This window comes from Bacillus sp. 01N45 (genome assembly GCF_056399205.1).
Genome location: NZ_JBFTQW010000012.1, coordinates 1 through 13,727, shown reverse-complemented (window position 1 = coordinate 13,727; position 13,727 = coordinate 1). Strand labels below are relative to the sequence as shown.

The 13,727-nt window shown below is 36.5% G+C and carries 13 protein-coding genes and 2 other annotated features (1 of these 15 running past the window's edge); of the genes, 10 read left to right on the top strand and 3 right to left on the bottom strand.

The window, feature by feature from the left end:
• Positions 1-120, top strand: a binding site (T-box leader); it begins 132 nt to the left of the window's first position.
• Between the two features lie 52 nt (positions 121-172).
• Together asnS and AC1DMU_RS23120 are read left to right on the top strand one after the other, a co-directional pair.
• Complete coding sequence (gene asnS, locus AC1DMU_RS23125) at positions 173-1,564, top strand: asparagine--tRNA ligase (protein WP_000432172.1); 1,392 nt, start codon at positions 173-175, stop codon at positions 1,562-1,564.
• A 92-nt stretch (positions 1,565-1,656) separates the two neighbouring features.
• On the top strand, positions 1,657-1,791 hold the full coding sequence (locus AC1DMU_RS23120; protein ID WP_087985370.1) for a YuzL family protein: 135 nt from the start codon (positions 1,657-1,659) through the stop codon (positions 1,789-1,791).
• A 44-nt stretch (positions 1,792-1,835) separates the two neighbouring features.
• On the opposite strand, the gene AC1DMU_RS23115 is transcribed toward AC1DMU_RS23120, so the two are convergent.
• The 3 genes from AC1DMU_RS23115 to rnhC all read right to left on the bottom strand — a co-directional run bounded on the left by AC1DMU_RS23115 (position 1,836) and on the right by rnhC (position 3,413).
• Positions 1,836-2,078, bottom strand: a complete 243-nt coding sequence (locus AC1DMU_RS23115; protein ID WP_088064540.1) for a hypothetical protein — start codon at positions 2,076-2,078, stop codon at positions 1,836-1,838.
• A gap of 13 nt (positions 2,079-2,091) precedes the next feature.
• Positions 2,092-2,361 carry a hypothetical protein gene (locus AC1DMU_RS23110; RefSeq protein WP_088064539.1) on the bottom strand — a complete coding sequence of 90 codons (270 nt, stop codon included), beginning with the start codon at positions 2,359-2,361 and terminating at the stop codon, positions 2,092-2,094.
• A gap of 116 nt (positions 2,362-2,477) precedes the next feature.
• Positions 2,478-3,413, bottom strand: a complete 936-nt coding sequence (gene rnhC / locus AC1DMU_RS23105) for a ribonuclease HIII (protein WP_088064538.1) — start codon at positions 3,411-3,413, stop codon at positions 2,478-2,480.
• A gap of 124 nt (positions 3,414-3,537) precedes the next feature.
• On the opposite strand from rnhC, the gene zapA reads away from it, so the two are divergent.
• The 8 genes from zapA to AC1DMU_RS23065 all read left to right on the top strand — a co-directional run.
• A complete protein-coding gene (gene zapA / locus AC1DMU_RS23100) occupies positions 3,538-3,807 on the top strand; it encodes a cell division protein ZapA (RefSeq protein WP_000082701.1) in 270 nt (89 codons plus the stop codon).
• A 1-nt stretch (position 3,808) separates the two neighbouring features.
• On the top strand, positions 3,809-4,348 hold the full coding sequence (locus AC1DMU_RS23095; protein ID WP_000565411.1) for a CvpA family protein: 540 nt from the start codon (positions 3,809-3,811) through the stop codon (positions 4,346-4,348).
• Positions 4,349-4,403: 55 nt separating this feature from the next.
• Positions 4,404-6,122 carry a DNA polymerase/3'-5' exonuclease PolX gene (gene polX, locus AC1DMU_RS23090; RefSeq protein ID WP_088064537.1) on the top strand — a complete coding sequence of 573 codons (1,719 nt, stop codon included), beginning with the start codon at positions 4,404-4,406 and terminating at the stop codon, positions 6,120-6,122.
• Between the two features lie 19 nt (positions 6,123-6,141).
• Entirely contained in the window at positions 6,142-8,502 is a 2,361-nt protein-coding gene (locus tag AC1DMU_RS23085; protein ID WP_048544317.1) for an endonuclease MutS2, read from the top strand.
• Positions 8,503-8,696: 194 nt separating this feature from the next.
• A complete protein-coding gene (locus tag AC1DMU_RS23080) occupies positions 8,697-9,386 on the top strand; it encodes a 23S rRNA pseudouridine(2604) synthase RluF (protein ID WP_088064536.1) in 690 nt (229 codons plus the stop codon).
• Positions 9,387-9,494: 108 nt separating this feature from the next.
• Positions 9,495-9,745: a binding site (T-box leader), on the top strand.
• A 117-nt stretch (positions 9,746-9,862) separates the two neighbouring features.
• On the top strand, positions 9,863-11,188 hold the full coding sequence (gene brnQ6 / locus AC1DMU_RS23075; protein WP_048544310.1) for a branched-chain amino acid transport system II carrier protein BrnQ6: 1,326 nt from the start codon (positions 9,863-9,865) through the stop codon (positions 11,186-11,188).
• A 499-nt stretch (positions 11,189-11,687) separates the two neighbouring features.
• Positions 11,688-12,395 carry a heme uptake protein IsdC gene (gene isdC / locus AC1DMU_RS23070; protein WP_088064535.1) on the top strand — a complete coding sequence of 236 codons (708 nt, stop codon included), beginning with the start codon at positions 11,688-11,690 and terminating at the stop codon, positions 12,393-12,395.
• A 19-nt stretch (positions 12,396-12,414) separates the two neighbouring features.
• Positions 12,415-13,727: NEAT domain-containing protein (locus AC1DMU_RS23065; RefSeq protein WP_476941581.1), on the top strand; the 1,313-nt coding region annotated here is incomplete at its 3' end.

Here is a 13,727-nt window from a genome sequence, read left to right as displayed (position 1 = left end):
AGTAGACTTAGACGGGAATCCGGCCTGTTACAAACCGGGAAGTATGTATTACATACGAGTTAAAGTTGGTCTTTATGACAAATTGGGTGGTACCGCGAAGTTTAACCTTTCGTCCCTTTATGGATGAAAGGTTTTTTTGTATTTAAATATATGTGCAAAGGAGAATTTCACTATGGAAAACACATTAGTAAAAAGTCTGTATAGAGATACAGATAAATACGCAGGTCAAACAGTACAAGTATCAGGGTGGATTCGTAACTTACGTGATTCAAAAGCATTTGGTTTCATCGAATTAAACGACGGTAGCTTCTTTAAAAGCGTTCAAATCGTTTTCGATACAGAGTTAGAAAACTTCAAAGAAATTGCAAAACTTCCACTTAGCTCTTCAGTTAAAGTAGAAGGTACAGTAATTGCAACGCCTGGAGCGAAGCAACCATTTGAAATTAAAGCAGAAAAAATTGATATCGAGGGCTTATCAGATTCTGATTACCCACTTCAAAAGAAACGTCACACGTTTGAATACTTACGTACAATCGCTCACTTACGTCCAAGAACAAATGCATTCTCTGCAACGTTCCGTGTACGTTCTGTCGCAGCATTTGCGATTCACCAGTTCTTCCAAGAGCGTGGATTCGTACATGTTCATACACCAATCATCACTGGTAGTGATACAGAAGGTGCAGGCGAAATGTTCCGCGTAACAACGCAAGATTTAAACAACGTACCAAAAGGTGAAGACGGACAAGTTGATGAATCAAAAGACTTCTTCGGCAAAGAAACAAACTTAACAGTAAGTGGACAGCTGAACGCTGAAGCTTATGCATTAGCATTCCGTGACGTATACACATTCGGACCTACATTCCGTGCAGAAAACTCTAACACAACTCGTCATGCAGCTGAGTTCTGGATGGTTGAGCCGGAGATTGCATTCGCTGAATTAGGCGACGTAATGGATCTTACAGAAGATATGCTGAAATATGCAATGAAATACGTACTAGAGCATGCACCAGAAGAAATGGAATTCTTCAACAGCTTCGTTGATAAAACAGTTCTTGAGCGCATGAACAACGTAATCAACTCTGACTTCGGTCGTATCACATATACAGAAGCAATTAAAGTGCTTCAAGAGTCAGGTGCTGACTTCAAATATCCAGTAGAATGGGGTATTGACTTACAAACAGAGCACGAAAGATACTTATCAGAAGAAATTTTCAAACGCCCTGTATTCGTAACTGACTATCCAAAAGACATTAAAGCGTTCTACATGCGTATGAATGAAGATGGAAAAACAGTAGCTGCTACTGATCTTCTAGTTCCTGGCATCGGCGAATTAATCGGCGGAAGCCAACGTGAAGAAAGAATGGACGTTTTAGTAGACAGAATTAAAGAATTAGGTATGAACGAAGAGGACTACTGGTGGTACTTAGAACTTAGAAAATACGGCGGTACAAAACACGCTGGATTCGGTCTAGGTTTCGAGCGCTTCCTAATGTACATCACTGGCATGGCTAACATCCGTGACGTAATTCCATTCCCAAGAACTCCAGGTTCTTCTGAATTCTAAAATATGAAAAAAGCGAGAGGATTTCCTCTCGCTTTTTATTTTGCATAGTTTATTACCTCGTAGCAAAAAGTAACACGAAGGGGTGAATATAAATGAGTAAAAAAGTGAAAAAAGATCATTCAAGATCAAGCCTTGGTTCTCCAGAAATAGAAGGACAAGGAACGACGGCACATGAAACAGGTTCTCATAAAGTATCTTCATCAAATAAGAAGCAGAAAAGAAGTTAACATAAAAAAGGAGAGTCTTGGCGGCTCTCCTTTTTTTATATGTATTACACCTTAATTTCTTTTGTAATTTTATCTACATCTTTGTCTAATCGATCTAAATAGAAAAACCACAGTAAACTCATAAGCACGTAATAGATAGCCATCACACCAAGATTATCAGATATATTTTCGAATGTAGATTTAGTAGTGAAAAAAGCTCCCCAAATGGTAGAAATAGTGAGGTAAGAAAGTGGGCCCACGAGGTGTACGAAAACATATAATACCTTTTTAACTTTTACAGCGTTCATATGAAATATCTCCTTATGTAAACAATCCTTTTTTTCTAATCATAGATTCAAGTTCCTCACAGAAGTACTGTAGTTTTGCTGGATTATGTATTAACAAGCGGGCATCGTGTTTCCCGATAAATCTTCGAATCCGAAAGTTTAATAAGAAAGAACGGCCATAACGCTCTATTAAATCGTTGAACTCTCGTTGTTCACTTAGTAGCTGAATGTTTTCTCTAATTTCAAACTGTCTTTCGTGTGGATCGCCTAGTAAAATATTTAGAATCATTTGTAGAAGTAGCAATGGGAATCTCCTCCTATGTTAGAATAATCTGTATATTTTAATTGTAACAAAATTATAAGGATAATAGTAGGGGAAACAAAAAAACAGGAGTTTGTAGCCTCCTGTTTTTGTCGATACTATTTTAATAAGCGAAACGCCTTCTCCTTATTAGCGAAATGCATTTTCACAAACTCAGGTAATCGTTCTTTACCAAGCTTTTGAATTAATTTAGCAGCTGCAATATCAACTTGTTTACCAGCACCTTTTGGAAGTGGCATACCGGCTTTTTTGCTTAGTTCGTCAAACTGTTTTACGAATGAGTAACGAGCTAAAATGGAGGCAGCGGCTACTGCTAAGTGTACGCTTTCGCCTTTCGTCGCGAAGTAAACATTTTCACGCTGTACCTGTTTTTGTTTTGCTAAATATTTGTAGTATGTATCAGGTTGTGTGAATTGATCGATTAAGACGCCTTCAGGTTTTGTAGGTGCAATTTTAGCTAATAAGTTTGTAATAGCTTTATTATGCAGTAAAGCTTTTAACTTACCTTGGTTGTTTCCTTTATCAAATAGCTCGTTATATTTTTCATTATGAAGGACAAGAGAGCTGTAAGGAACAACGTGTAGAAGTTGTTTTGCAATGGCAGTAATTTGATCGTCATTTAAGTTTTTAGAGTCTTTTACACCAAGTTCTTTTAACAGTGGGATTTGCTCCGCATCCACATATACAGCAACTACTGTCATCGGTCCGAAGAAATCACCAGTACCAACTTCATCTGACCCTACGATAGACATTGTACCGATGGAAGCAGGGGGTGCATAACGGTGTGAATCTACAGATTTTTTTACAGCTGTTTTCGGTGTTTGAGAGACAGTTTGCCAACGAGAAGCTTCTGCTTCAGCACGGCCACCTTGGAACATTACTTTTCCAGATTTATAAGCTGTAATCGTGCAAGATGGCACCTTTGCCATGAAGATCCCGCCTTGTGGGGTTTTTGGACTAAGCGCTTGTTTGTATTGTTGTTTCATGTCTTCAATTACTGTAGAACTTGTTTGTATTACGATAGAATTTGACAAGATGGTCGCTCCTTTTTTTATATTGTTATTTTTATCATATCGGATTGTTCTTTCTGTTTCCATAATATGATGGTTCATGGTATGATAAACTTTAGGATTCTGTACGTGATTGGAGGCCGGTGAGTTGTCACAACAAAAGGGAAAGAAAAGTCGAATTAATGTAGAAATCTATGGTCAACAATATTCAGTTGTTGGCGATGAAAGTACAAGTCATATCCGCATGGTAGCAGCGATTGTGGATGATAAAATGCGCGAACTCAATGCCAAGAATCCTTCGCTTGACACGAGTAGACTAGCGGTATTGACGGCAGTAAACGTCATACACGATTACATAAAATTAAAAGAAGAACATGAGAAATTGAAAGAAAGTATGACAAAAAAAGGAATGGAATAACATGATTGATATTATTATCATTTTACTGCTTGTTATGGGATTTTTCCTCGGCTTACGCAGAGGGTTTATTCTGCAACTTGTAAAGTTAACAAGCTTTATTATCGCATACCTTGTTGCATACTGGTACTGTAAAGATTTAGCGCCAGCACTTGCGAAATTTATTCCGTATCCATTTGATAAAAACGTATCTGTTCCAGAATGGATTGATGCAAATAATATTGAGACAGTATTTTATCAAGCACTTGCGTTTATCATATTGTTTATTATTACAAAAATTGCACTTTCATTACTTGGTAATTTGTTAAATATGTTTGCAGAAATACCGGTTTTAAAGCAAGTCAATGCGTTTGCGGGGGCAATCCTCGGATTTTTAGAAGTATATATTATTTTGTTTGTTTTAATTATCGTTGGAAACATTCTTCCAATTGAACAAATACAAACACCATTACAAAAATCATCAATTAGCAAAATAATTGTAGACGATACACCGATTCTTTCTGAAAAGGTGAAGGAACTATGGCAGACAGGTAGCAGAGTATAACTTCTCTTTTTTCGGAAAGAGGAGTTTTTTTCTATGAAAGAAAGGCGGGGTAATGATGAAAGTAAATAAAAAACAAGTTATTAAATTACTAGAGACAATTGGGCTTTTTATGGAACTAAAGGGCGCGAATCCATTTAAAATATCTGCATTTCGTAAGGCGGCGGCAGCATTAGAAAGTGATGATCGTAGTCTTTCTGAGATTGAAGATTTCACGAAGATTCCGGGCATTGGAAAAGGAACAGCAGCAGTTATTCAAGAATATATAGAATCGGGAACATCTGAAGTATTACAAGAGCTTGAAAAAGAAGTGCCAAGTAGCTTATTACCGTTATTAAAATTACCAGGCCTTGGTGGTAAAAAGGTAGCTAAGTTATATAAAGAACTTGGTGTTGTTGATATGGAATCGCTAAAAGCGGTTTGTGAGGAAAATAAAGTACAAGCTTTAGCAGGTTTCGGTAAGAAGACAGAAGAGAAAATATTAGAAGCAATCGATCAAGTAGGCTCTCGTCCAGAGCGTTTACCAATCGCAATGGTATTACCTATTGCCGGGGAAATAGAGGAGAAATTGTCGAATATTGCTGAAGTAATTCGTTTCTCTCGTGCTGGTAGTTTGCGCCGTGTTCGTGAAACAGTGAAAGATTTAGACTTTATCATTGCAACGACAGAACCAGCTGCAGTACGTGAGCATTTACTGCAATTTGATAATATGATTGAAGTAATCGCAAGTGGAGATACAAAAGTTTCTGTTCGTCTTCAATATGAATATGATATTTCAATCGATTTCCGTTTAGTAAAACCAGAAGAATTTATTACAACCCTTCACCATTTCACAGGATCAAAAGATCATAACGTAAAAATGCGCCAAATCGCGAAAGATAGAGGCGAGAAAATTAGTGAGTACGGTGTAGAAAACTTAGAAACAGGTGAAGTGAGAACATTTGAAACAGAAGAGGAGTTCTTCGCTCATTTCGGTCTTCCATTTATCCCACCAGAAGTGCGTGAAGATGGAAAAGAAATTGAATTAATTAAAGAGTATCCAAACTTAATTCAGTTCTCTGACATACAAGGTGATTTACATATGCATACAACATGGAGTGATGGTGCTTTTTCCATTGAAGAGATGGTACAAGCGTGCCGTGCTCGTGGATATAAGTTTATGGCGATTACTGATCACTCACAATACTTGAAAGTAGCGAACGGTTTAACGAAAGAGCGCCTTCGTGAACAAGCGAAAGAAATTGAACGTATGAACGAAAAGTATCCAGACATTACAATTTTACGCGGAATTGAAATGGATATTTTACCGGATGCAACACTTGATTTTGACGATGAAGTATTAGCAGAATTAGATTATGTCATTGGAGCGATTCACTCTAGCTTCTCACAAGACCGTGAAACGATTATGAAACGTCTTCGTGCTGCGCTGGAGAATAAGCATGTCACAATGATTGCTCATCCGACAGGACGTCTTCTTGGACGCCGCGAGGGCTATGATGTGGATACAGATTTATTAATCGAGCTCGCAAAAGAAACAAATACAGTTTTAGAATTAAATGCGAATCCGAACCGTCTAGATTTAAGCGCGAAATTATTAAAACAAGCACAAGATGCTGGTGTAAAAGTAGCGATTAATACGGATGCTCATACGCTTGAAATGTTAGAAGATATGGAAACAGGTGTAGCAGCAGCACGTAAAGGTTGGATTCAAAAAGATAACGTGATTAACACGTGGAATATCGAACGTTTATTAGACTATATTAAACGTAATAAGTAACACAAGGGGGACCTGCAACATGTTAGAAAGAACGTTGCGTGTATTAGAATACAATAAAGTAAAAGAACAATTACTTGAACATACAGCCTCTTCACTTGGCCGTGACAAAGTGAAGCATTTAGTGCCAAGCACTGATTTTGAAGAAATTGTAGAAATGCAAGATACAACAGATGAAGCAGCGAAAGTCATTCGTTTAAAAGGTAGTGCACCATTAGGTGGTATTACGGATATTCGCTCAAATGTGAAGCGTGCAAAGATTGGAAGTATGTTAAGCCCGAATGAACTACTTGATATTGCCAATACGATGTATGGTAGTCGCAATATGAAACGTTTCATTGAAGATATGGTTGATAATGGTGTCGAGCTTCCAATTTTAGAAACTCATGTCGCTCAAATTGTATCTTTATATGATTTAGAAAAGAAAATTACAAATTGTATCGGTGATGGCGGTGAAGTAGTCGATAGCGCAAGTGATAAACTGCGTGGTATTCGTACTCAAATTCGTACTGCGGAAAGTCGTATTCGTGAAAAGTTAGAAAATATGACGCGTTCTTCCAACGCGCAAAAGATGCTGTCTGACGCGATTGTAACGATTCGTAACGAACGTTACGTAATCCCGGTAAAACAAGAATACCGCGGTGTATATGGCGGTATTGTTCACGATCAATCAGCTTCTGGGCAAACGTTATTTATTGAACCACAAGTCATTGTAGAGTTAAATAACGCGCTTCAAGAAGCACGAGTGAAAGAAAAACAAGAAATCGAACGCATCTTATTGATGTTAACAGAAGAAGTGGCAGTAGAAGCGGATATCGTTTTATCTAACGTAGAAGTAGTTGCGAATCTTGACTTTATTTTTGCGAAAGCTTTTTATGGGAAGCGTATAAAAGCAACGAAACCAATCGTAAATAACGAGCGTTATATGGATTTAAGACAAGCACGTCATCCGCTTATTGATCCAGAAATTATCGTGCCAAATAACATTATGTTAGGGAAAGATTTCACGACAATTGTTATTACAGGACCAAATACAGGTGGTAAAACAGTTACGCTGAAAACAGTTGGTATTTGTGTGCTAATGGCGCAATCTGGCCTTCACATTCCAGTAATGGATGAATCAGAGATTTGTGTATTTAAAAATATCTTTGCCGATATCGGTGATGAGCAATCGATTGAACAAAGTTTAAGTACGTTCTCCTCACATATGGTGAACATTGTTGATATTTTAGAAAAAGCTGATTTTGAAAGCTTAGTTTTATTCGATGAATTAGGTGCTGGAACAGATCCGCAAGAAGGGGCTGCATTAGCAATTTCAATTTTAGATGAAGTATGTAATCGTGGTGCTCGCGTTGTTGCTACGACGCATTACCCAGAATTAAAAGCATACGGATATAACCGTGAGAAAGTTATTAATGCGAGCGTTGAGTTCGACGTGAACACATTAAGCCCAACGTATAAATTATTAATCGGTGTACCAGGACGTAGTAATGCCTTTGAAATTTCGAAGCGCCTTGGACTATCTGATCGCGTGATTGATCAAGCTCGTAACCACATTAGTACAGATACAAACAAAATTGAAAATATGATTGCGAAGTTAGAAGAAAGTCAAAAGAATGCAGAGCGTGACTGGAACGAAGCAGAAGCACTTCGCAAGCAATCTGAAAAACTGCATCGCGAATTACAGCGTCAAATTATTGAATTTAATGATGAGCGCGATGAAAAATTATTAAAAGCGCAAAAAGAAGGGGAAGAAAAAGTCGAAGCTGCAAAGAAAGAGGCAGAAGGCATTATTCAAGAACTTCGTCAATTGCGTAAAGCACAGCTTATAAACGTGAAAGACCATGAGCTTATTGAAGCGAAGAGCCGTCTAGAAGGTGCGGCGCCAGAGCTTGTGAAGAAACAAAAAGTAAACGTGAAAAACACAGCGCCAAAACAACAATTACGCGCAGGTGATGAAGTAAAAGTGTTAACGTTTGGTCAAAAAGGTCAATTGCTTGAAAAAGTAAGTGATACAGAGTGGAGCGTACAAATTGGTATTCTGAAGATGAAAGTGAAAGAATCCAATATGGAATACATTAATACACCGAAGCAAACTGAGAAAAAAGCAGTCGCAAGTGTGAAGGGTAGAGATTATCACGTTTCGTTAGAGCTCGATCTTCGCGGTGAACGTTATGAAGATGCAATGATGCGCGTTGAAAAATATTTAGACGATGCACAGCTTGCAAGCTATCCGCGCGTATCAATTATTCACGGTAAAGGAACAGGAGCGCTTCGCCAAGGTGTACAAGATTACTTGAAGAAACACCGCGGTGTGAAAAACTACCGCTACGGTGACATGGGCGAGGGAGGCCTAGGCGTAACAGTTGTCGAATTAAAATAGCAAACAACGAAACAAAGGGGAACCATTATATGTTTATGGACAAACTTGCAAAAGTATTGTTAGCTTGTTGCGGAATATTTTTGGTAATTGGGGTTATTTATTTAGTTGTTTTTGCGAAGTAAAAGAGCGTCAATCGTGGCAGAGTCATATTGCCATAGATTGACGCTTTTAATATATAGGAAAAGGAATAAGCTATGAAAATCAACCAATACATAAGCGAAGCAAAATCCTGTTCAAGACGCGAAACAGACCGCCTTATTAAAGCAGGACGCGTCTGTATTAACGGTGAAATGTGTACGCACGGTGCACTTGTGAGCAATGGTGATGTTGTAACGATTGATGGACAGGTTATTGCAAAAGAAGAGAAGGAAAAGGTGTATATTGCCTTTCATAAACCAATCGGAATTACTTGTACAGCAGCCGATCATATTGAAGATAATATTATTGATTATATCAATTACCCAGAGCGTATCTTTCCTGTTGGGCGATTAGATAAAGCGTCAGAAGGACTAATCTTATTAACGAATGACGGTGCGATTGCAAATCAAATTTTACACGGTGATCATGAGCACGAGAAAGAATACATCGTTACGGTTGATAAGCCGTTTACAGATTGGTTTATTGATGAGATGTCCAGCGGTGTAAAGATTAAAGATGGAATGACGAAGCCTTGTAAAGTGACGAGAGTGGATCAATCTACATTTCGCATCGTTTTAACGCAAGGAATGAACAGACAAATTCGTAGAATGAGCCGTGCTTTCGGGTTTACTGTAACAAAGCTAAAGCGGGTTCGTATTATGAATATAGAGCTAGATGATCTAGAAGTGGGAAAATGGCGTAACATTACAGCTGAGGAATTAGAAATATTAATAGGGCAAATATAGGGAGGGGAAATTTTCTCCCTATATTTTTTTGTCAGAAAAAATAAAACTATTGATTTTTTAAAAAATAGCCCATATAATAAAAAACAACAAGTTTCGACAAGATATTTTATAAAAGTAATGATGAGGACATGAGTTGTTTTTGACGATTCTCAGAGAGGGAAGCCTAGGCTGTGAGCTTCCTAATACGGAAAGGCAAACTTACCACCTCTAAACTTCAAGAGTGAACTGCATGATGCATTGTAATTCTTGGCGGATAAAACCGTTATCAATTTACACGAGCTATAAAATGAGCTTATTTTGTTATAAATTCATTTTATTAGAATAAGGGTGGAACCACGATTTCAACACTCGTCCCTTTGTTAGGGACGGGTGTTTTTTGCGTTCTTTTACGGGGAAGTATGCTTGAAAGAGGATATGTGACGGTCTTTAATTCAGAATATTTTGTTAATATAAAAATATGTAGGAGGTTAGTAGAAATGAAATCATCTTTAAAGTTTTCTGAGATGTTTGCAATAAGTTTAATGTTGTTTGCACTATTTTTCGGTGCAGGTAATATGATTTTCCCGCCGGCTTTAGGGCAAGGTGCTGGAACAGACGTATGGATCGCGTTATTTGGCTTTATCGTAACAGGTGTTGGATTACCTTTATTAGGGGTAATTGTTATAGCTCTAAAGGGAGATATTAATGAGCTAGCGGGACGTGTACACCCTGTATTCGCACTTGTTTTTATCACTGCAATTTATTTATGTTTAGGCGTATTCGTAAGTGTTCCGCGTACAGGAACAGTTGCTTATGAAATGAGTGTTGCACCATTTTTACCAAGTGAGATAGCTGGTCAATCTTATCCACTTGTTATCTTTACATTCATTTTCTTTGCAGTAACTTTCTATTTAGCTTTAAACCCATCGAAATTAGTGGGCCGCATCGGTAAAGTATTAACTCCGATTTTGTTAGCTGTTATAGCAATTATCGTAGGTAAAGCAATTATTACACCAATTGGAGAATTTGGTGCACCGACAGAAGCGTATAATGCTCCGCTCTTTAAAGGTTTTATTGATGGATATTTAACTTTAGATGGACTTGCAGCACTTGTTTTCGGAAATGTTGTTATTAATGCTTTAAAAGCAAAAGGCGTTACAAATAAGAACAGCATTGCAAAAGTAACAATCTTTGCAGGATTTATTGCAGCGCTCGGTTTACTACTTGTTTATTTAGCACTTGCTTATCTGGGAGCTTCTAGTGTGTCTCTTGGAATGGGAGCAAACGGAGGAATTATTTTAACAAACGTTGTAAATCATTTATTTGGTAGTTACGGAACTTTATTATTAGGGATCGCAATTACAGCGGCATGTTTAACAACTTCTGTAGGTATTGTTGCAGCTTGTGGGGAATATTTTTCTTCCTTATTACCAAAGCTTTCTTATCAAAAGGTTGTTTTCATCTTCTGTGTATTAGCATTTATGGTAGCAAACCTTGGGTTAACTCAGTTAAACGCATTAGCATTACCGATTTTAATTGCAATTTATCCAATTGGTATCGTACTGATTGTATTATCACTTGTTGAAAACTATATTCGTCTTCCATTAGCTATGTATGTAGGCGGTATTGTAGGAGCATTTGCAATTAGCTTCTTTGATGGATTGCATAATGCAAATCTTCAAGTAGCGGCCCTTGCTCCTATCTTAGATAAAATTCCACTATATAGTGTAGGGATTGGTTGGCTAGTTCCGGGTATCATTGGAATTGCAATTGGATATGTAGTTTCTTTATTTCAAAAGCAAGAAGTTGCTGTAGAAAAATAGTGAAAAGAGGCTTTCTATGAAAGAAAGTCTCTTTTTTTGTAGAAAAAAATTGCATATAGGGAAATTTAGATATTAAAAATTTTATACGTAATATAGTTGACAAAAAAATTAGCATTAGGCTAAGATTGACTTAGTTGTGGAAATATTAGAAGGAAAGTGAGGAGTGAAAGGTATAAGGTTTTCTATAACGATATCATTTTGTAGATAGAGGTGATAGAGTAGGAGAATGGTTAGTTTTATTTTTTTTGACCTTCATTGAGAATGATAATCATCAAAAGAAATAGGGACTTATGTTAAAATGTAAATCGCTCTTTATAAGGAATAGGGAGGGATATTATTTTTAGTACATAGTGAGAATGATAATCAATAATATCTATATTACATAAATAAATTACAATTAAATAATGGTAGAGGATTATTATTTTTTTCTTATATATTGAGAATAATTATCATTTTCAAAGAGTATGGATGAAAGATAAACAAGGAGGAAGTAAGCCAAATGAGAAAGATTTCTGTATTACCCGCTTTTATTATGACATTCGTATGTATGCTAGCTTTTTTCGTAGTGCCATTTGGACAAGCTTCGGCAAATGTAGCTGACGGTACTTACGATATTAACTATGTCATACAAAAAGCAGAAAATGATTCAGCTTCAATGGCAAATGATTATTTTGAAAAACCAGCTAAGTTAATTGTGAAAAATGGTGAGATGAGAGTACAAATTCCTATGAATCATAGTGCTTGGATTACAGAATTTAAAGCACCAGAGAACGGAAACTTTGTTGATGCAAAAGTTGTTAGTAAAGATGAATCTGCAGATAAAAGAATTGTAGAGTTTAAAATAGACGACCTATCTAAACCAGCAGCTGTAAAAATTCATGTTGTTGTACCTAACGTAAATTATGACCATAACTACACAATTCGCTTTGCATTTGATGCAAATGTAAAAGCGGTAGGTGGAGAAAATAAAGCAACTACTGTAACAAAGAATAATGATCAAACAAAAACAGATACAAAAGTAAAAGAAGAAGTGAAGAAAGAAGAGAGTAAAGAAGCAAATAAAGAGGCAAGCAAAGGAACAAATGAAAGTGGAAAAGCTGAAAAAACAGATAACCCAAAAACAGGCGATGAAGCACGCATCGGATTATTTGCAGTGTTAATTCTTATTTCAGGTGTTTTCTTAATTCGTAAAGTACGTCAAAACTAAATAAAGGAGCGTTATTCCATTGAATAGATATCTTAAAATTGTTGTTGCGATGTGTTTAATGATATTTACATTCGTATCAACATTACAACCTCTTGCAGTTCAAGCAGCAAGCCAACTAGCTGACGGTGAATATTCAATCGGTTTCAAAGTTCTTAAGGATACATCAGATGAAGAATCTATGATGAATCAATACTCTGTAAGTCCAGGAACTTTAAAAGTGAAGGATGGGAAGAAGAAGGTATCCTTTACGTTAGAACATAGTTCATGGATCACGAAGTTTGAAACAGAAAAAAGTGGCCAGTTTGTTGCGACAAATGTAATTAGTGAAGATAAAGAAAAAGATACACGAGTAGTAGAATTTGAAGTGGACGATGTAGAGAAAGTATTAAATGCGAAAGTAAAAGTAGACATAGACTTTTTAAATTATCATCATGACTATGATGTGCGTATTGCATTTGATCAAAATAGTATTACACCGATTCATGTAGAAAAACCAAATGAAAAAGAGGATCCAGCAAATAAGCCAGATCCAAATGAAAAACCGGATCCAAGTCAGAAGCCCGACCAAAAGCCTGACCCAGATCAACAACCCAATTCTAACACAATTAACGATGGGAATTATAGTATTCCATTTAAAGTGTTAAAAGATAAGACAGATGAAGAATCTAAGATGAATAATTACATGGTAAATCCAGGAGTATTAAAAGTAGAAAACGGTAAGAAAAAGGCAATTGTAACACTAACAAGTAGCTCATTAATTAAAAATTTCCAAGCGGAAAAAGATGGCGCATTTGCTGATGCAAAAGTAGTGAGTGAAGATAAAGAAAAAGATACAAGAGTAGTAGAGTTTGAAGTGGACGATTTATCAAAAAAATTAAATACAAAAGTATTTATCGAAATGGCATCAAGAAACTATAAGCAAACACATGATGTACAACTTTTATTTGAACAAGATAAACTTGAGCCAATTAAGAACGAAGAAAAGCAACCAGACGGTGATAAAAAGCCAGAGGTAGAGAAACCAAAAGTAGAGAAGCCGAATGTTGAAACAATTAAAGACGGTGAATACAGCATCAATTTCAAAGCTTTAAAAGATCAATCAGAAGAAATTTCAATGATGAACACGTATACGAAGAGTCCGGGCGTGTTAAAGGTGAAAGATGGTAAAAAATATGTATCATTCACATTAACGAATAGTGCATGGATTACAAAGTTTGAGTTTGAGAAGAATAGTTCTTTTGTTAATGCAAAAGTATTAAGTGAGAATAAAGAGCAAAATACAAAAGTAGTAGAGTTAGAAGTAGATGATTTATCTAAAAAATTAAACGCAAA